Raw genomic sequence first — 18,760 nt, 5'->3', positions numbered from 1 at the left:
CTCGGGTTTAGCCTTTTAGCCGATGCTTCCGCAGCGAGAACAGCTCCCGCAGCTCGTCGGTCGACAGCTCCGTGATCCAATTCTCGGAGCCGCTGACGACCTGCTCGTTCAGCAGCTGCTTGCGCGCGATCATGTCGTCGATCCGCTCCTCCAGCGTGCCGAGCGTCACGTACTTGTGCACCTGCACGTTGCGGCGCTGGCCGATCCGGAACGCCCGGTCGGTCGCCTGGTTCTCGACGGCGGGATTCCACCACCGGTCGAAATGAATGACGTGGTTGGCCGCGGTCAGGTTGAGTCCCGTGCCCCCCGCCTTCAGCGAGAGCACGAACGCGCAGCCCGGCTCGGCTTCGTTCTGGAACGTCTCGATCATCGCGTCGCGCTCCACCTTCGGCACGGCGCCGTACAGATACGGGGTCGGCAGGCCGAGCCGCTCCTCCAACAGCCGCTTCAGCGTCGCCCCCATCTCCACGTACTGCGTGAAGATCAGGCAGCGCTCGCCTTCCGCCGCGATCTCCTCCGCCATCTCGAGCAGACGCAGCAGCTTGTTGGAGCGCTCCGGATCCCACGCCCCGGAAGAGACGCGGTCCTCCTTCAGCAGCAGGCTCGGATGGTCGCACACCTGCTTCAGCCGCGTCAGCGTGGACAGGATCAGCCCGCGCCGCTGCAGGCCGCCCGCCTTCTCCAGGCCGTTCATCAGCTCGGACACGACGTTCTCGTAGATCGCGCCCTGCTCGACGGTGAGCGACAGGTACGTGTTCATCTCGTTCTTCTCCGGCAGCGACAGCTGGATGGCCGGGTCCTTCTTCAGGCGCCGCAGCATGAACGGCTTTACCCAGCGCTGCAGCTCCGCGATCCGTTCCTCGTCCCGGTCCTTCTCGATCGGGAGGACGACCGCCTGGCGGAATTCGTTCAGGCTGCCGAGGTAGCCCGGATTCGTGAAATCGTACAGCGACCACAGCTCCGTCAACCGGTTCTCCATCGGCGTGCCCGTCAAAGCGATGCGGTGGTTCGCCGGCAGGCGCCGGATGGCCGAGGACTGCTTCGTGTAATAGTTCTTGATGTTCTGCGCCTCGTCCAGGCAGACGACGTCCCAGCCGACGCCCGTCAGCTCCGGCTCGTCGATCGGCGCCAGCGTATAGGACGTGACGACGAGGTCCGCCTCCGCGGCCGCCTCCGCGAACTCCTCGCCGCGCAGCCGCTTCGGCCCGTAATGGACGAGCACGCGGATGCCCGGCGCGAAGCGCTCCAGCTCCTTCTCCCAGTTGCCGATAACCGACGTCGGGCAGATAAGGAGCGACGGGCCGAGGCCGCTCGTCTCCATGACATGCTGCAAGTACGCGGTGAACTGGATCGTTTTGCCGAGGCCCATGTCGTCGGACAGGCAGGCGCCGAGGCCGAAGCGCCGCAGAAACGCCAGCCAAGACACGCCCTGCAGCTGGTACGGCCGCAGCTCGCCCTGGAAGGCCTTCGGCTTCTCGACGAGCGGCAGCTCGCTGGATTCGTTCAGCTTCGCGATCCAGGCGGCCAGATGCTCGTTCAGCTCGACCTCCGCGGTGAGCGCCTCGCCGATTTCGCTCTCCGGCTCGAGCTCCGTCTCCCCGCGCAGGTGCATCTCGAAGACGTCGCGCATCGTGAAGCCCTTCTTCGCGCCGTTCTTCTTCAGCCAGCGGCGCAGCCGCTCCATGTCGCCGGGATCGAGATGGACCCACTCCCCGCCGACCTGCAGCAGCCGCTTGTTCTGGGCCGCGAGCTGCAAGAATTCCGCCTCGCTCATGTCAACGTCGCCGACCGCGAGCTTCCAGTCGAAGTCGACGATCTGCTGCAGGCCGAACATCGACTGGTCCGACGAGCCGACGGACGACTTGACCTTCGCCTTCAGCTTCAGCTTCCGGCTGCGGGCGGCTTCCCACCAACCCGGCAGCAGCACGGAGCAGCCCGCCGCCAGCAGCTTGACGCTCTCGCGCTCGAGAAACTGCCACGCCTCCTCGTCCGTGAGCTCCGCCGCGCCGACGCGCTCTCCGGACGCGTCTTCTTCGGCGTTCGCGCCGTCGCCGAACCGCCTCCAGTCCGCCAGCGCGGCCGCCCACTTGGCTTCCTCGCGCTCGAGCCGCGCGGCGACGTGGGGCTGCCATTCCGCCGGCAGATCGGCCGGCAGCGCGATGCGCGCCGGACCGGCGTCCGCGCCGCGGGCGGCGGCGTCTCCCGCGGACGGCTCCAGCGTGAACCACGCCCCGCCGTTCGCCCGGTCCTGCAGCGCCGGCCGCAGCCGCCAGCCGCGGCCCACGCCCGGCTCCAGCAGCTGCAGGGCGATCCGGAACGGCACGTGGTCCCGCTTCATGCCGATCGAGACGAGCCAATCGTCCTCGTCCGCCGCCTTCATCGCGAGCGCGCTTTCGCCCGCGGCCGCGGCGGCGCCGCGCCACGCCTGCTCCGCCGCCGGGTTCGTCGCGATCAGCTCCTCGACGGTCCCGTCGAGCCAGCCCTGCACGGCGCCGAGATCGCCGTTCGCCTCGAGCCGCGGCACGAGCGCCCGCCAGGCTGCCAGCGCATCGGCCTCGCGCTGCGGCACGTCGAGGCGCCATGCCCGGGCCTCGGGCCGCCAGCGCGACCAATCCGGCGTGTACCAGCCGTTCAGCAGCGCCTGCCGCAGCAGCCCCGCCAGCTCGGACAGCGCGGCGACGCGCGCCGTCCATTCCACGCGCAGCAGCTTGACGGGCTCCGGCGCCGACAGGTAATCCAGGGCGACGGCGGGCGTCAGCAGCATCTCCGTCCGTTTCAGCCGCTCGTTGTTCGTCTCCTCGATTTCCGCGCCGTACCAGGACGCCTCGTGCCAGGCGAACAGCAGCCGCCGCAGCCGGATCGTCAATCCGGCGGCATGCGCGGCCGCGAGCACGACGCCCTCCCCGTTCTTCCAAAATCCGTCCACTACAATCGTTTCCGCGCCCGTGAATCCTCTCATGTGACGATCTTTCCCCTCCACAGCTCTTCCTGCAGCGCCCGCAGCCGCTGGTGCTTCCGCACGATCCCGTCCACGAAGCGGCTCCAGGCTTCGCCCTGCTGCTCCGCTTTATACAGCTTCTCCAGCCGCTTCATTAATTTGACCGCCTGCCGGTAGCCTTGGCGGTTGCGGGAACGGATCGCCCCGTCGATCGCCTGGTGGTACAGCGGATACAGCACGCGCGGCGCCGCCTTGCCGATCTCCCGGACGAGCTGGACGTCGATCTCGTCGGGCTCGATGCCGAACAGCAGCTGCAGGTCCGCCCACTTCTCGTACTGCCGCTGGTCGAGCCAGTGCTCCGTCAGCGCCGAATACGAGTACGGCAGGAACGACACCAGGTGCCCCTGCCAGCTCGGATTGTCCGGCTGCTGCCGGTCCGCGAGCCGGCACATCGTCAGGAACGGCCCGAACGCCTTGGACTTGCGGTCGACCGACAGCCCGCCGTACAGATAGCCCATCCAGGCTTCCAGCTTGGGCCAGTTCCGCTCCTCCAGCCGCTGCAGGGCGCAGTCCGACGCGAGCAGCGCCGTGCGGTTGAACGCGGTCTTGCCGAGCAGCGCCATGGCGTCGTCGTCCCGCTGGTCCGCGAAGGCCAGGAACGCCAGCGCCATCGGCACGAAGAACAAGCCGCGCTCCTCCTTGGTCCGGTCGAGCTCGGCGCGCAGCAGCGCTTCTTCCTTGGCCGCCCAGCCGGCGTCGCCGATCAGCCGCGACCAGAGCGCGAAATAGAGCGTCTCCCACCGGTGCAGCTGCTGCTCGCGATCCATGTCCCGGGCGTGGAAGAACGCCAGCAGGCCGTTCACGGCCGCGCGCTCCTCCGGCGTCAGCGCCGCCGGGTCGAGTTCGGCCGCGAGCTCCTGGTACTGGTTGATCCACGGCTCCGTCATGCGGGCGAACGCCATCTCGTAATAGTAGCGGCTGTAGCTGTCCGTATGGCCGTACGCCCGCTCGGCTTGTTCCAGCACGAAGACGATGCCGTGCATCCAGTGCAGGCGGCGCAAGCCTTCGTTCCATAGCTTGGAGGCCGCCTTGATCGCGGTCAGCACGGACTGAAGCGGATGAAGCGAGTGCCGGCACTGCCGCCACGTCTCGCCGTGCCGAGCCTCCATGTCGTCCAGCCACCGGTCCGGCGCATGCTCGAGCGACGACGGGTCCGCCGCCGGCCGCTCCGCCGCGCCCGGTTCGGGCGCGAGGCCGTTCAGCATCCGGTTGTGCAGCTCGTCGGGGCTTTCGCCGACCGACGCGTAATACGCGTAGAAGACGGCCGCCATATGCTTGCAGCTGCCGCGAACCGGACAGGTGCACGTGCTGAACGCGAAGTCGTCGCTGTCCAGCGTGACGGCGTAGATCGCCGTGCCTTTCACGACGCCGTAGACGGAGAAGCCCTCCATCGCTTGGACGGAGAGCACCTTCTCCCGGCGGTAATAGTCAAATCCCTTCTCCAGCACGTCGAGCGGGATGCCGCTTGCGATCGCGGCCTCCAGCGCCCGAAGCCGCCCGTCCTCCAGCTGAAAAAACGTGCTCATGGCGACCCTCCGTTCGTGTATGCCCATTCCCGCCATTATACCACATTCGCCGGCGAATAAAGCGAGCAAGCGCGAAGTTGCCGCACGGCGGCCCGCAAAAAAACAAAAAAGACCCGCCGGAGGACTTGGCGCGAAGCGTCCTCCCTCGAGTCGAGCGTTCCCGCGAACGCGAATGGCGCGAAGGGCTTTCATTGCGTCTAACCGGATCATCGGTGCAGGCTCAGTAGCCGCTGCCGATGCCTTGATAGTAATAGCCGATGCGGCGCATCCGCTCCGCGTCCAGCATATTGCGACCGTCGAAGAAATTGGGTTGTCCGAGCAGCCGCTTCGCTTCCTCCCAATCGATGCGCCCGAACGCGGGCCATTCCGTGCACAGCATGACCGCGTCCGCGTCCCGCAGCGCGTCCTCGGCTTCCTCGCAGACCGCGACCGCCCGGTAGTCGGCCCCGCCCGGCAAGGACGCGACGGGATCGTACAGCCGCACGGCGGCTCCTTCGCGGAGCAGGCGGTCGATGATCCGCAGCGCCGGCGCTTCCCGGATATCGTCCGTGTCCGGTTTGAACGCGAGCCCGAGCACCGCGACGGTCCGTCCCGCGAAGCCGCCGAGCCGGAGTCTCGCCTTGTCCAACAGGTAGGCGGACTGCGTCCGGTTCACGTCCATCACCTGCTCTAGAATGCGCAGGTCCGCGTCGTGCTTGCGCGCCGCGCCGACCAGTTCCGAGACGTCCTTCGGAAAGCACGAGCCGCCGTAGCCAAGGCCGGCCTGCAGGAAGCTCGGGCCGATCCGGGGATCGAGCCCCATGCCCTCGGCCACCTCGCTTACGTTGACTTCCAGCTTGTCGCACAGCTTGGCAAGCTCGTTCATGAACGAAATCTTCGTCGCGAGAAACGAATTGGACGCATACTTGATCAGCTCCGCCGTGCGCGGCGTGGTGACCAGCCGCGGGCAGGCGAACGAGACGTACAGACTCTTCAGCCGCTCCGCCGCCCGCCGCCCGTCGGCGCCGATGACGATGCGGTCCGGCCGGAGCGCGTCCTCGACGGCCTTGCCTTCCCGCAGAAACTCCGGGTTGGACGCGACGTCGAACGGAAGGGGCGCCGGCTGCGCCTGCGCGATCCAAGCCTTGATTCGTTCCTGCGTGCCGACGGGGACGGTGCTCTTGGTCACGACGAGCTTGTAGCCGTCCATATGGCGCGCGATATCCTCGGCAGCCTGCCGCACGTAACGCAGATCCGCGCCGCCGTCCGTCCCGGACGGCGTGCCGACGCAGATGAAGACGACGTCGTGTCCGGCGATCGCGGCAGCCTTGTCCGTCGTGAATTGCAGCCTTCCGCTCCGCACGTGCTTGGCGATCAGCTCCTCGAGGCCGGGTTCGTGAAAATGCAGGCGCCCTTCCTTCAGCCGTTCGATTTTGCCGGCGTCGACGTCGAGGCCGGTCACCTGCCAGCCCGTTTCGGCGAACACCATGGCGGTCGTGGCGCCGACGTAACCCGTGCCTACGATCAAGATTTTCAAGGTTCTTCCACTCCTTTATGCTCGGGCACCCCTGCGAGGACGGCGCGGTCGCCGACGATGACGTTCTTCATCGGGAACGGCACGTCCTTCGCATGCACCCCGTTCAAAATGATGCTGTTCTCGATGCTGCAGTTGTCGAGCGTCGAGCCCGCGCCGATCGAGACGTACGGGCCGATCCGGCAATCCTTCAGCACGCAGTCCTTGCCGATCGCCACCGGTTCGACGATCGTGCAGCCCTCCAGCCGGGCGCTGCCGTGAATCCGGCTCGCGGTCGCCTCCGCGGCGAGCAGCTTGCGGTTGGCCCGCAGCCACCGGTCCGTCGTGCCGACGTCGATGTTCAGCTGATCCGTGACGCGGTACGTCACGGCGTAGCCCCAGTCGATCAGCCGCTGGATCGCGTCCGTGATCTCGTACTCGCCGCGCTTGGAAGGCCGGATGTCGCCGGCCGCGACGAAAATCTCCTTCGTGAACGCGTACGCGCCGAGTACCGCCAGATTGGACTTCGGCTCCTGCGGCTTTTCTTCCAGGCCGACGATGCGTCTATCGCGAATATCCGCGATGCCGTAATCCTGGGGCACCTCGACCTCCGCGAGCAGCAGCGACGCCTGCGCGGCGCCGGATTCGATATCGTCCTTGAGCGCGGCCAGCGAAGCCGAGATCAAGTTGTCGCCGAGCAGCAGCATGAACGGCTGCCCCCCGATGTAGGGTTCCGCCTGTTTCAGCGCATGCGCGATGCCCTTGGCCTCGCGCTGGTAAATATACGTGATCGCGGCGCCGAGCGCCTCTCCCTCGCCGAGCTGTTCGCGAATGCCCGCTTCCTGGGACGGATGCACGACGATGCCGATCTCGCCGATGCCGATCTCCGTCAGCTTGACGATCGCCAGCTGCAGCAGCGGCGTGTTCGCCACGGGGATCAGCGTCTTCGGCCGGCTATAGGTAAACGGATAGAGACGGCTTCCTTTGCCCGCACAGAGAATCAATCCCTTCAAAACCTTTCACTCCCCTCTTCCATCGCTTGCTATATTCTATGAAAACTGCTTTCAATCGGTATAGGCCAACTCTTCGCGCAGCCGATAATGCCGCCGAATTTGATGAATGCGCCGTGCCCCGCTCGGAAGTCCGCTCATATCCTACAGTGAATGCCCATGGCAGACATCGACCTAAGGAGCTGAGGGACACATGAGAATTGCGCAAATTTCGACGAACACGATACCTGTCCCGCCGAAGGATTACGGAGGTACGCAGCGCGACGTGCATTATTTGACGGAGGAGCTGGTCAGACGGGGGCACGAGGTGTTCCTGTTCGCCAAGAAGGGCTCGACGTCGAACGCGACCCAAACGTTCGAATACGAATCGAACGATCAGACCGCGCAGCTGGATTTCATCATCAAGAACATGCCGCCGGACATCGACATCATCCACGACCATTACGGCATCGTCGCCAAGGCGAATCCGCCGATCCCGACCATCTGCCAGTCCCATTCCAAGCGAATCAAGTCAAGCGTGCAGATCCGGGTCTACGTGAGCAAATTCATTTTAAGGAAGTACGGCAGAGGGAAGGGCTACGCCGTCTACAACGGCATGAGCATGGACGATTACACGTTCAAGAAGAAGAAGCAACAATACTTGCTCTTCCTCGGGCGGTTGATCAAGGAGAAAGGCGTTCACCTGGCCATCAAGGTGGCCAAGAAGACGGGCCGCAAGCTCATCATCGCCGGCACGCTGAACGACAGGAAGTACTACAACGCCAAGATCAAGCCGCATCTGGGCAAAAAAATCCGCTACGTCGGCGCCGTCGGCGGCGACCGCAAGCGCGCGCTGCTGGCTAACGCGCACTGCGTCCTGTTCACCTCGACCTGGGATGAGCCGTTCGGGCTCGTCCTCGTCGAAGCGATGGCGAGCGGCACGCCCGTGCTCGGCTTCCGCCGCGGCGCCGTCCCCGAGGTGCTGCGCGGCGTGCCGCGGCTCGTGTGCGACACGACGGCCGGCATGGCGGCGAAGGTCCGCAACCGCAAGCGGCTGCCCAGCGCCCGCGCGCTTCGGCGGTACGCCCGGACCCGCTACTCGGACCGCAACATGACGGACGCGTTCCTGAAGCTGTATCGCCGGGTCATCGACAAGAAGCTGTACAAGATCAAGCAAAACACGCTATGGAACCGGCGCAAATCGAAGCTTCAATCTATGTCGAACGGAGATGAGGATTAGATGGTTACCGTGATCGCGTGCACGATGAGATCCGCCTTCATCGACAACGTGTTCGAGAATTACGACCGCCAGCTCTGGAAGAACAAGAAAATGATCATCGTCCTGAACAACGACAGCATGGACATCGAGGTCTACAAGGAGCGGGCGAGCCAATACCCCGAAGGCGAAGTCACCGTGTACCAGCTTCCCCAGCAGTACCGGCTCGGCAGGTGCTTGAACTATGCCATCAATAAAGCGGACAACGGCCTCATCGCCAAGTTCGACGACGACGATTACTACGGCCCCAAGTTTCTGCGGGAAGCCGCGCGCGCGATCAAGCACGGCCGGGCGGCCATCGTCGGCAAGCACACCGCCTACCTCTACTTCAACGCCAAGAAGACGCTGATGGTGTTCCGCCGGGGAGGCGAGTGGAAGTACAAGCGCAACGTCAAAGGCGGCACGCTCGTGTTTCGCAAATCGGTCTGGCGCCGGGTCAAATTCCCCGCCTACCGGAAGGTCGGCACGGATTCCAGCTGGCTCTCGCGCTGCGTCAGCCGGGGCTACCGCGTCTTCTCCGTCTCCAAGCGGCACTATGTCTGCGTCCGCCGGAAAAACTGGAACAGCCATACGCAGAAAAAGAGCACGCGCCGGTACATGCGGCACTGCAGGTTCCTGCGCCGGACGACGAATTTCCGCCGGTACGTCAATTAACGCCGGGAGGCGAGAGAACGCGCGCAAGGTCAACCGCCGGCCGGTTGACCTTGATTCGTCCATGAGGAGGCGAAGCTATGGCCGCGAACCGGACCGCGGGGGTTACGATCGTGACCTCCACCATTCGGACGAAGCACATGCAGGATATTTTCGATAACTTCGAACGCCAGCTCTGGCCCGTCAAAGAGCTGATCGTCATCGTCAACGACAACGGCATCGCTTTGCGCCCCTACAAGGAGCTGGCCGCCCGCTACGGCGGCGTCCGCGTGTTCCGCGTCGACGGGAGCCGCAACCTCGGCGCCTGCTTGAATTACGCGGTCGCCCGCGCCCGCTACCCCTATGTCGCCAAGTTCGACGACGACGATTACTACGCGCCCCGTTACCTGGACGAAGCCATGCTGTTGTTCGCCAAGAAGAAGGCGGACGTCGTCGGCAAGCGCTCCTGCTACTTTTTCTTCCCGCACCGCTCCTTGCTGCTGCTGCGCCGAACGACCGTCAAGCCGTACGGCCGGTGCAGGCGCATCGCCGGCGCCACCATCATGTTCCGGAAGCGGGTGTTCAAGAAGGTCGCCTTCTCGGCGAAGGTCGCCGCGGGATCGGACGTCCGCTTCGTCAACGCCTGCCTGAGGAACGGCTACAAGGTGTTCACGAGCTCCTCCTACAACTTCGCCGCGTACCGCCGCCCCAACCGGAAATCGCATACGTGGCAGGTATCGGAGCAGCGCCTGCTCGCCTCCAAAGGCGCGAAAATCGTCCGCACCGCCGATTTCAAGCCCTACGTGGAGCGGTCGCTCGACCAGCTGCCGCTGCCGGAGGCGCTTCGTCCGGACGACGCGGGGCAAGCGGGCGGCGCGCAGGCTTGGAGCGGTCCGGCCGGTGCCGGCCTGGCGTATGGCGGCGGCGCACGGAACGGCTTCGCGAACGGCTTGCCGAACGGCGCGGGGAAGAGCGCGGCGGGCGGCGCGGGGAACGGCGCGGGGAATGACCAAGCGAAGGGCGTGCTTGCCCCTTTCGGCCGTGCGCTGTCTATGCGGCGGCGTCCTTGACGCCCCGGACGGCCGTTACCGCTTGGCGTTTGCCCGGGCGTACCGCATGATCTTCCGGAATACCCGCGGATCGGGATGCTTCCTGAAGATGTAAGGATCCGGCGCCGTGTTGACTTCCAGGATGTACGGACGCAGCGCGCGGTCGAGCGCGATATCGAGGCCGATCACGCTGACGCCCGGGAACGCCCGCTGCATGGCCGCTCCCGCCTGCGCGCCCAGCTTCGCCAGCGCCTGCAGCTTCGCGGCCGGCTGCGCCGCATGCGCGCGCAGCAGCGTTTCCGCGGTTACGATTTTGCCGCCGCCGTGGAAGTTGGTCACGATCTTGTTTTTGGCGGCAACCCTGCCGATGATGCCCGTCGTCTCCCACTTCTTCGAAGGACTCAGCTGCGCCATGACCCGCAGATCGAACTTGCGTCCGCCGTATTCGAGGAGGTGAATGCCCTTCTGAACGAGATACCGCCTGCCGCGGGTTCTCGCCTTGAGCGAGCCGTACAGCGCGCCGAACCGAGCGAATCTCCGAATCCGCTTGCCGGCCTGGTAGCGGTAGCCGTCGCCGGCGCTTTCGACCCGCATCACGCCATTGCCGTGCATGCCGCGGTCCGGCTTCACGTACACCATCCCGTAGCGGTTCAACCGGTCCTGCAGGGCGGCCGCCGTCATCTTCGCCGTATCCGGCACGTGTTCGGCCAGCGGCGCGCTGCCCAGCAGCACGGCCGTCTTTCTCCATTTGCTTGCTACATAACGCGGCATACGATTCTCCTTTGCGTTCGAATTCGATTCTCCGAATTGCCCGATACACCCTTACACCCTATTCATGACTCTCGCGCTTGTTGCTAGGCGGCTGCCGGCGGCAGATAGATGTACTAGAAGACGTTCGTACGGCCGGCAAGGCGGACGGGCCGGATCGCAAAAGGCGCGACGTTCGCCGGAACCGGACCTAAAAAAGAAGCGGCCCGGCGGCCATTCGCGATGGCTGCCGGGCTGCTCCCGGGTAAAACGCACGTATGAGTCCAAGCTCCCCGCGGCCGTCTAACGGCGGATCAGGACGGAATTTTAATGATGAACGTCACGGTATCCGGCTCGTCGAGCGCCAGGGCGATATCGCCCTTGTACTTGTCGACGAGCGACTTCACGATGTGCAGGCCCAGGCCGGAATGGCCTCCCCCCTTGGACGTGTAGCCCGCCTTGAAGAGCGGCTTGTCCCGCAGCTCCCCGGCATGGAGGCACGTATTGCTGATCTCGCATTGGAAGTACCCGTCGCGCTGGCTTCCCGAGACCCGGACGACGCGGCTGCCTTCCCCGTACTTCATGACTTCGTCGAACGCGTTGTCGATGAGATTGCCGAACAAGCGCGTCAGATCGAGCGATTTCATGCCCAGCCCCAGCTGCTTCATATCGCCGAACTCCGTCGCGAAATCGATCTTGAGCATGTCCGCCTGCAGCATCTTGGAACGGACGAGCGCCGCGATCGCGGGATTGCCGATGTTGATGATGTCGTTCATCTGATGGATCTCGCCCGTCAGCTCCGCGGTGTACGCCCGCAGCTCCGCCGTCTTCCCGAGCTCCGCGAGCGAGCGGATCGTCTGCACGTGATTCATGAAGTCGTGGCGCTGAGAACGGATCGACTGGAACATCCCGTTGATCTCGTCCAGGTACGTCTCCTGCGCCCGGCGCGCCAGCTTGTCCTGCGACTTCCGGTACGCCGTGACGGCGCCGTACAAGAGCGCCAGGCTGACCGCCGACGCGCAGGCCATGATGATGCCGATGTTCCGGAACTGCTTGTCCAGCGTGTCTTGAATCGTGCCGTAATCCGCCACGAGCGACAGCACGTACCGCGGGATCGGCTTCCCGTCGCCGTCGAGCATGCTGGCCACCTTCGTGTCCACGTCCACCGGGATGAACAGCTTGATGACGCGCTCGCCCCCGACGGTCGCGTCCTGGTACACCTTGGCGTCCTTCTCGTTCGCGGTCTTCACGTTCGCGGCGTCGCGCTTGTCCTTGAGCGTGTACGCGCCTTCGATAATCGGATTTTGCGTCCGGTGGTCCAGCTTCTCCCCGTTGTCCGTGACGGTCTGGTTCTTGCCGTCCGGAAACGTCGCCGGATTGATGACCGCGATCTCCTTCAGCCACGAATTGGCTTCCAGCGTGTCCGCGATCAGCTTGCCGACGCCCGTCGCGGTGTCGTAGCCGAGCTGCCGGCTCTGGTAGCTGATGTACGGGTCCGTCATATAGTTCGTGGAGCCGTCGAAGTAGTAGCCCCATTTATGTATTTGGTCGGTGGACGTCGTCGAGAACTCGAACGGGCCGGTCCAGAAGTTCGTCAGCGTCTGTCCCCAGCCGATCGTCACGTTCTTGTCGTCGAACAGCTGGTTGAACGCCTTGTACCACGGATCCCAGCCGTCGGTCTCGTAGCCCGGCTCCTTCGGATCCGAGGACTTATAGAGCACGATGTTGTCGGCCGTCCGCTTCAGCAGGGTGATGTCGACCAGGTCGAGCTTCTTCGCCAGCTCCGCGAGCTGGTCGTTCGAGACCTTCTCGACGTCGGGATCGAGCGCGTACTGCGTCGCGATGGAGGCGGCCCGCAGTTCCCGGCCGATCTCCGCCTGGTACAGTTCCGCGCCGTTGCGGGACGTCTCGATCGAGATGCCGATCTGCTTCGCGACGGAATCGAGTTCATGCTGCAGCCCGTCTTCCAGCGATTGTTTCGTCGTGAAATAATACACGGTGTTGTTCGCGCCGAGCAGCACCACGATCATGATGATTACCAATAGCCAAGCATTACGACGCATTCCCCGTACTCTCCGATCAAAACCTGTATTTTCTGCGGCGTCGCGGATGAGCGCGATGGTGCCAGGCGCTTCCCATTATGACGGATTTCGAACAGAGTGACAATATGAGAAATAAACTTGCCTGGAATAATGATGCACTGCGCGCATATTTTTCCGAAGCGATGAAAGATTCCGATCAAACGCTCGCGCGCACGATTAGCCGCGCATGCGCTTGAACCACGCGAGCACCGCCCACCTTCGCTCCTGGCGCTTCTTGTAGCGGGGCAGCGAACGGTAAATCGCGCCGCATTCGGCGAGCATCCGCTTCGCCTCGTCCTTCCGGCCGAGCTCCGCGTAGAGGCCCGCGAGCCGGTAATACGCCTCGATGGAAGACGAATGGATGCCGCGGAATTCCTGCAGGCAGCCGATCGCCTTCTGCGGATCCTTCTTCGCGTACAGGGACGCGAGCCGCAGGTACGGCGCCCCGTACTTTACCCGCGGGTTGATGGACAGCGCGTTGCGCAAGGCCGCTTCGGCCGCGTCCGTCTCGCCCAGCGGCGCGAGGCTGGCGCCGAGATCGTCCCAAAATTCCGCGGAGTTGTCCAGCGGATCCTGCAGCGGCATGAGCCAGGACTTCGCTTCCGCGAACCGCTTCCGTTCGACGAGAAGCCGCGCCAGCTCGTGCTTGGCGGGAATGTCGTTCGGGTTCATCGCGATCTGCTGCCGCAACCGGCGGATCGTCCCGAAACGGCGGAGCGGCCGTACGATGCTCGGCGTCAGGCCGAGGAACCGGCGCTCGACCGCGTACAGCACGACCAGCAAGACGATGATTCCCAGGAACGGAATCCCGAGCAATCGCGCTAAAAATAAGATCAACAATACTTTGACCATGTGCCACCTGCCGCAATAAAGAATGGTAAACCTGCCATAATTGTACACGATAAGCCCGGTCCCGGATAGCGCCTTTGCGGTCTTGCGCGCCGCCCCGCCGGGCCGTACACTGGAAGCAAGCAACGGCAATCATTCCGAAAGAAGGCGATCTCGATGCTGGACGAACTGCGCGCCAAGCTCCCGGGCTGGGTGGAGGCAAGCCGGGCGAAAGCCCGCGAGGGAGACGTGGCTTCTTATATACCGGAGCTCGCCAAAGCGCCGCGGGAAGCGCTCGGCGTTACGGTCATGGCGGCCGACGGCCAGACCGTCTCCGCGGGCGATGCGGAGCTGCGCTTTACGATGCAGAGCATCTCGAAGGTATTCACGCTGCTGCTCGCGCTCATGGACAACGGCGAGGAAGGCGTGTTCGCGAAGGTCGGCAAGGAGCCGACGGGCGACGATTTCAATTCCATGCTGAAGCTGGAACTCGTGGAGCCGGGCAAGCCGTTCAACCCGCTGATCAACGCCGGCGCCATCGCGGTCACCTCCCTCATCCGCGGCGATACGCCCGCGGCCAAGACGGCGCGCATCCTTGCCTTCTTCGGCGAGGCAGCCGGGGGCGCGCGCCTGGACGTCAACCTCGACGTGTACCGCTCGGAATCCGCGACGGCCCACCGCAACCGGTCGCTGGCGTATTTTCTGAAGGACAACGAGGTGCTCGGCGACGATGTCGACGTCGAGGACGTGCTCGGCGCGTACTTCCGCCACTGCGCGGTCGAGGTCGACTGCGGGCAGCTCGCGCGGATGGCGCTCGTGCTCGCGCTCGGCGGGATCGACCCCGTCAGCGGACGGCGGCTCGTGCCGCGCCGGTACGTGCAGATCGCCAAAGCGTTCATGCTCATGTGCGGCATGTACAACGCCTCCGGGGAGTTCGCGATCCAGGTCGGCATACCGGCCAAGAGCGGCGTGTCCGGCGGCATTCTCGCGCTCGTGCCCGGACGCTTCGGCATCGGCGTCGTCGGTCCCGCGCTCGGCGCGAAGGGCAACAGCACGGCCGGCGTCCATCTGCTCGAGACGATGGCCGCGGAGCTGGATTGGTCGATGTTCTAAAGCGGCCCCTACGTATGCGCAAGGCCGCCGGCTCCGGAGCACGGGCAAGGCAAGGACGGAGGGCAAGGACGGAGGGCAAGGACGGAGGACAAGAACGGGAGACAAGGACGGAGGACAAGAACGGGAGACAAGGACGGGAGACAAACAAAAAGCCGTGCGGGCATGGAGCCTGCACGGCTTTGTTCGTTGCGCCGGTTAACCGACGTGCATCATCATTTCCGGCTGCGCGCCCTCTTGGCCTTCGACCTTCGCCGGACGGCGAAGCATCAGGCCGAGCACGGCGCCGAACACCGCGATGAACGTCAGCACGAGGAACGTGTCGCCGAACGACTGCGAGTAGGCGTCGAGCTGGCTCTTCGCCGCCGCGGCGTGCACTTCCATCCGCTTCGCGAGAATCGTGGACAGGCCCGCGACCGCGAACGAGGTCATGACCTGCTGCGCCGCGTTCGTCAGCGACGTCACCCGGCCGACGAGCTCGCGCGGCGCCGACTGCATCAGATGCGTGTTCAGCGGCATCATGGACAGTCCCATGCCCGCGCCGAGCAGGGCGAGCGGCCCCATGATCATCATCATGCTTGATTCCGCGTCGACGCGGGACAGGATGAACGCCGCCACCGTGACGAGCAGCATGCCGACGAAGACGAGCGGACGCGCGCCGATCTTATCGAACAGCTTGCCGCCGATCGGCATGAACACGCCGGCCGCGATCGCCTGCGGCAGCATGATGAGACCCGTGTCGAGCGCGCCTTTGCCATGGGCGTTCTGCAGGAACACCGGCACGAGGAACATCGTGCCGAACAAGGCGATTTGCGAGATCCACTGCACGATGATGCCGCGCGAGAAATCCGAGGAACGGAACACGCGAAGCTCCAGCAGCGGCTCCTTGCGCGACAGCTCGGCGATCACGAACAGGATGAGCGCGACGGCGCCGACGATGATGCCCGTGAGCGTCTTCGCGGAATCCCAGCCGTTCGCGCCTTCGCTAACGCCGTACGACAGGCCGGCGAACGCGAGCGGCGCCAGGACGAAGCCGAAGCGGTCGAGCGCGGCGACTTCCTTGCGCTCGATGCGCGGCAGCGTGCGGATGCCGAGCAGGATGCCGACGATGCCGATCGGGATGTTGATCAGGAACAGCCATTTCCAGCTGACGGATTCGATCAGCCAGCCCGCGAGCACCGGACCGAGCGCCGGCGCGAGCAGGATCGGAATGCCCATCATGCCCATGACCTGGCCGACCTTCTCGGGCGGGCTCAGGCGGTACGTGAAGGCCATCGCGATCGGAAGCACCATGCCCCCGCCGAGGCCTTGCAGCACGCGGAACGTGATCAGCATCTCGACCGAAGTGGACAGGGCGCACAAGAGCGAGCCCAACGTGAACAGAAAGACGGAAATCAAAAAGACCTTCTTGGCGCCGAACCGGTCGGACAACCAGCCCGAAAGCGGGATCGCGGCGGCTTGCGCGAGCGCGTAGCCCGTAACCGTCCAGCCGACGATCTGGAACGTGGAGTCGAACTCCTTGATGAAGCCCGGAATGGCGACGTTGACCGCCGTACCGTCCAAGACGACCATGAAAATGCCGATGATGATGGCTGCGAGCGGGGCCAATATTTTCTTGATGGAAAACGGCTCCTCCATGCTTGCAGCGGATGTTGCTTGTGCCGACATGCATACCCTCCTACCCGAATCGTTGATTCCGCTATCGGCGCCGCTTCCTGCCGCTCATTGACCCTACATCGAAGGTAAGGTTAAAATGATAGCAGCGCGGGTCATTCGTCGCCGTGCGGTTTTTTGTAAAAATGGACAATTGTCCGTTTTCTATACACAGCTTACCGGACCGCGCGCCCGTTGTCAATGAACGGCGTGTAAAGTTTTCAAAAATTACAGGGGGTCATCGCTTATGCAGCAGCGCAACGAACGGAAGGACGCCGCCCGGCATCGCGAGCTCATTCTCGATACCGCTTCGCAATTGTTTCTCGAGCACGGCGTGGAAGGCGTCAGCATGCACCAGATCGCCAAGTCCGCCGGCGTCGGGCAAGGCACGCTGTACCGGCGCTATTCCTCGAAGGCCGAGCTGTGCCTGGAGCTGATGGCGGACAGCTCCCGGCGGTTCAAGGCCGAGATCGAACAGTACTTCGAGCAGGCTGCAGGCACGCCGGTACGGGAGCGGTTGTCGGGATTCCTCGACCGCATCCTCGGCTTCATCTCCCGGGAGATCGACTGGCTGAACGCCATCAAGCCGTCGGCGTGGTGCCAGGAGGAGCAGACGAACGTCTATCAGGCCGAACCGTTCGTCTACGTCGTCGCCACACTGGAGACGCTGCTGAACGAAGCGGCCGAAAACGGCGAGGCGCCGGCCTGCGACGCGGAATTCGCCGCCTTCACGATCGCGGCATCGTTCAACCCGAGCAACTTCTACTACCTGATCAAGGACCGCGGGCTCTCCATCGAGGAGATCAAGGCGAAATACATCCGCTTCTACGACGGCTTGTTTTTCCGCCGGGATGGTTGACCGGCCGCATGCTTCGTACGGTTTGCACGGCACGGGTGCCGGCGCGCTCGGCGCAGGCGCGCGCGAACGCGCGGCAAAAAGGACGCTCCCGCGAAACGAGGTGCCTCGCACCTGCTTCGCGGGAGCGTCCTTTTTGCCGTTCGCCGGCCGTCCGGTTTACTTCGGCTGCAGCGCGGCTTTGTTCCAGTCGCTCAGAAACTTCTCGATGCCGATGTCGGTCAGCGGATGCTTCCACAGCGCGGGCAGCAGGGAACCGGGAATCGTCGCGATGTGCGCCCCGGCGAGGGCCGCCTGCTCGACGTGCCCGACGTTCCGGATGCTCGCGGCGATAATCTCCGTCTCGAAGCCGTAATTGCCGAGCATCCGCTTGAGGTCGCGCACGAGCTGCATGCCGTCCGCGGCGATGTCGTCGAGCCGGCCGATGAACGGGCTGACGTACGTCGCGCCGGCCTTCGCCGCCATCAGGCCCTGCGCGGCGGAGAACACGAGCGTCACGTTCGTCTTGATGCCTCTGCGGGACAGCTCATGGCAGGCGAACAGCCCGTCCTCGGTCATCGGCAGCTTGACGACGACGTTCGGCGCCCACTGCGCCAGCTCGCCGGCTTCCTTCAGCATGTCCTCCGCCTTCGTGCCGATGACCTCGGCGCTGACCGGCCCGTCCACGAACGCGCAGATCTCCTGCACGACTTCCTTGAAGGCGCGCCCTTCCTTCGCGACCAGCGAAGGGTTCGTCGTAATGCCGTCCACGAGACCGAGCCGCGCGACCCGCTTGATCTCGCCGATGTTCGCGGTATCCAGGAAAAATTTCATTCGTCCTTCATCTCCATTTGCGCTTGATTGAGCGGCGGCCGGCAGGGCCGGGGCTTGTCCGGCAAGTCCCCCGCAAGCCGCGAAACGACTCCTTTCGCGTCGGACTGCCGAGCCGCTTGGCCCTTCCCGCGGCGCCGCTCCTCTTCTTCCTTCCCCGGCGGGAGCCGCCCTTGAATCCGCGAGGCAAGGCGCGCAACCGCCTTCGAACCGCGAATGACCCGGCGCGCTCGGTCCGCGCGCGCGTAACGGCCGTGGCATAAGCTATCTCATCCCGGCGTCAAAAAACCTTCTCGCAACGATTCCGTATAAATACGGAATCACTGCTAGAAGGCTTGAGCAAGGTATGCGGCGAAGAACGTCAAATTTTTAATTCCCCAAGCTTGATCAGCTCGACAACCGCTTGTGAACGACCTTTAACGTTCAACTTTTGCATGACGTTGGAAATGTGGTTACGTACGGTTTTCTCACTGATGAACAGCTGCTGAGCGATGTCTCTAGTCGTCTTATCCTGCACAAGCAGTTCGAAAACCTCGCGTTCACGATGAGTTAATAAGAACTTGCTCTTCTGGTCGCTACCCATTAAATTTGTCACCCCTCCTTGCTCGGGTTTTTATGGTGTAACAAGGTTAAGGGATACAGTCAAAGTATCATATGAAAGGGCTTATGGAGTGGTGCGGTTATCCGTAAAAATGGGCGGGTATTCGTCCGGTTT

General features: G+C 64.2%; 15 protein-coding genes. 5 read left to right on the top strand and 10 right to left on the bottom strand.

Annotation, left to right across the window (positions count from 1 at the left end; translation table 11 throughout):
* Positions 1-7 precede the first annotated feature (7 nt).
* The 4 genes from BMZ79_RS15790 to BMZ79_RS15775 form a co-directional block, all read right to left on the bottom strand.
* Positions 8-2,959 (bottom strand): DEAD/DEAH box helicase, encoded by a 2,952-nt coding sequence (locus BMZ79_RS15790; protein ID WP_090641544.1) that lies wholly within the window; start codon positions 2,957-2,959, stop codon positions 8-10.
* The gene (locus tag BMZ79_RS15785; RefSeq protein WP_177222158.1) at positions 2,956-4,524 is read right to left on the bottom strand and encodes an SWIM zinc finger family protein; all 1,569 of its coding nucleotides are present in this window, start codon (positions 4,522-4,524) and stop codon (positions 2,956-2,958) included. Before BMZ79_RS15785 ends, BMZ79_RS15790 begins: the two co-directional genes overlap by 4 nt.
* A 220-nt stretch (positions 4,525-4,744) precedes the next feature.
* A complete protein-coding gene (locus BMZ79_RS15780; RefSeq protein ID WP_090641541.1) occupies positions 4,745-6,040 on the bottom strand; it encodes a UDP-glucose dehydrogenase family protein in 1,296 nt (431 codons plus the stop codon).
* The gene (locus BMZ79_RS15775) at positions 6,037-7,029 is read right to left on the bottom strand and encodes a sugar phosphate nucleotidyltransferase (protein WP_090641539.1); all 993 of its coding nucleotides are present in this window, start codon (positions 7,027-7,029) and stop codon (positions 6,037-6,039) included. The genes BMZ79_RS15780 and BMZ79_RS15775 overlap by 4 nt, the downstream gene beginning before the upstream one ends.
* Positions 7,030-7,219: 190 nt before the next feature.
* Between BMZ79_RS15775 and BMZ79_RS15770 the strand changes: the two genes are divergently transcribed.
* The 3 genes from BMZ79_RS15770 to BMZ79_RS15760 all read left to right on the top strand — a co-directional run bounded on the left by BMZ79_RS15770 (position 7,220) and on the right by BMZ79_RS15760 (position 9,981).
* Entirely contained in the window at positions 7,220-8,245 is a 1,026-nt protein-coding gene (locus tag BMZ79_RS15770) for a glycosyltransferase family 4 protein (RefSeq protein ID WP_090641538.1), read from the top strand.
* On the top strand, positions 8,246-8,935 hold the full coding sequence (locus BMZ79_RS15765; protein ID WP_090641536.1) for a glycosyltransferase family 2 protein: 690 nt from the start codon (positions 8,246-8,248) through the stop codon (positions 8,933-8,935).
* 77 nt (positions 8,936-9,012) lie between these two features.
* The gene (locus tag BMZ79_RS15760) at positions 9,013-9,981 is read left to right on the top strand and encodes a glycosyltransferase family 2 protein (protein ID WP_090641535.1); all 969 of its coding nucleotides are present in this window, start codon (positions 9,013-9,015) and stop codon (positions 9,979-9,981) included.
* Between the two features lie 15 nt (positions 9,982-9,996).
* On the opposite strand, the gene BMZ79_RS15755 is transcribed toward BMZ79_RS15760, so the two are convergent.
* The 3 genes from BMZ79_RS15755 to BMZ79_RS15745 form a co-directional block, all read right to left on the bottom strand.
* Entirely contained in the window at positions 9,997-10,731 is a 735-nt protein-coding gene (locus tag BMZ79_RS15755) for a YheC/YheD family protein (protein WP_090641533.1), read from the bottom strand.
* Between the two features lie 290 nt (positions 10,732-11,021).
* Entirely contained in the window at positions 11,022-12,770 is a 1,749-nt protein-coding gene (locus tag BMZ79_RS15750; protein ID WP_090641532.1) for a sensor histidine kinase, read from the bottom strand.
* Between the two features lie 195 nt (positions 12,771-12,965).
* Positions 12,966-13,640 (bottom strand): tetratricopeptide repeat protein, encoded by a 675-nt coding sequence (locus BMZ79_RS15745; RefSeq protein ID WP_090641531.1) that lies wholly within the window; start codon positions 13,638-13,640, stop codon positions 12,966-12,968.
* 153 nt (positions 13,641-13,793) lie between these two features.
* Between BMZ79_RS15745 and glsA the strand changes: the two genes are divergently transcribed.
* Positions 13,794-14,729 (top strand): glutaminase A, encoded by a 936-nt coding sequence (gene glsA, locus BMZ79_RS15740; protein ID WP_090641529.1) that lies wholly within the window; start codon positions 13,794-13,796, stop codon positions 14,727-14,729.
* Between the two features lie 195 nt (positions 14,730-14,924).
* On the opposite strand, the gene BMZ79_RS15735 is transcribed toward glsA, so the two are convergent.
* Positions 14,925-16,394 (bottom strand): DHA2 family efflux MFS transporter permease subunit, encoded by a 1,470-nt coding sequence (locus BMZ79_RS15735; protein WP_090641528.1) that lies wholly within the window; start codon positions 16,392-16,394, stop codon positions 14,925-14,927.
* 232 nt (positions 16,395-16,626) lie between these two features.
* Between BMZ79_RS15735 and BMZ79_RS15730 the strand changes: the two genes are divergently transcribed.
* On the top strand, positions 16,627-17,238 hold the full coding sequence (locus tag BMZ79_RS15730) for a TetR/AcrR family transcriptional regulator (RefSeq protein ID WP_090641527.1): 612 nt from the start codon (positions 16,627-16,629) through the stop codon (positions 17,236-17,238).
* A 156-nt stretch (positions 17,239-17,394) separates the two neighbouring features.
* On the opposite strand, the gene fsa is transcribed toward BMZ79_RS15730, so the two are convergent.
* Together fsa and BMZ79_RS15720 are read right to left on the bottom strand one after the other, a co-directional pair.
* Positions 17,395-18,048 (bottom strand): fructose-6-phosphate aldolase, encoded by a 654-nt coding sequence (gene fsa / locus BMZ79_RS15725; protein ID WP_090641525.1) that lies wholly within the window; start codon positions 18,046-18,048, stop codon positions 17,395-17,397.
* Between the two features lie 358 nt (positions 18,049-18,406).
* On the bottom strand, positions 18,407-18,628 hold the full coding sequence (locus tag BMZ79_RS15720) for a helix-turn-helix domain-containing protein (protein ID WP_090641524.1): 222 nt from the start codon (positions 18,626-18,628) through the stop codon (positions 18,407-18,409).
* Positions 18,629-18,760 lie beyond the last annotated feature (132 nt).

This window comes from Paenibacillus sp. UNC496MF (assembly GCF_900113915.1).
Taxonomy (GTDB): domain Bacteria; phylum Bacillota; class Bacilli; order Paenibacillales; family Paenibacillaceae; genus Paenibacillus_Z; species Paenibacillus_Z artemisiicola.
This window is presented reverse-complemented; position numbering and strand designations above follow the sequence as displayed.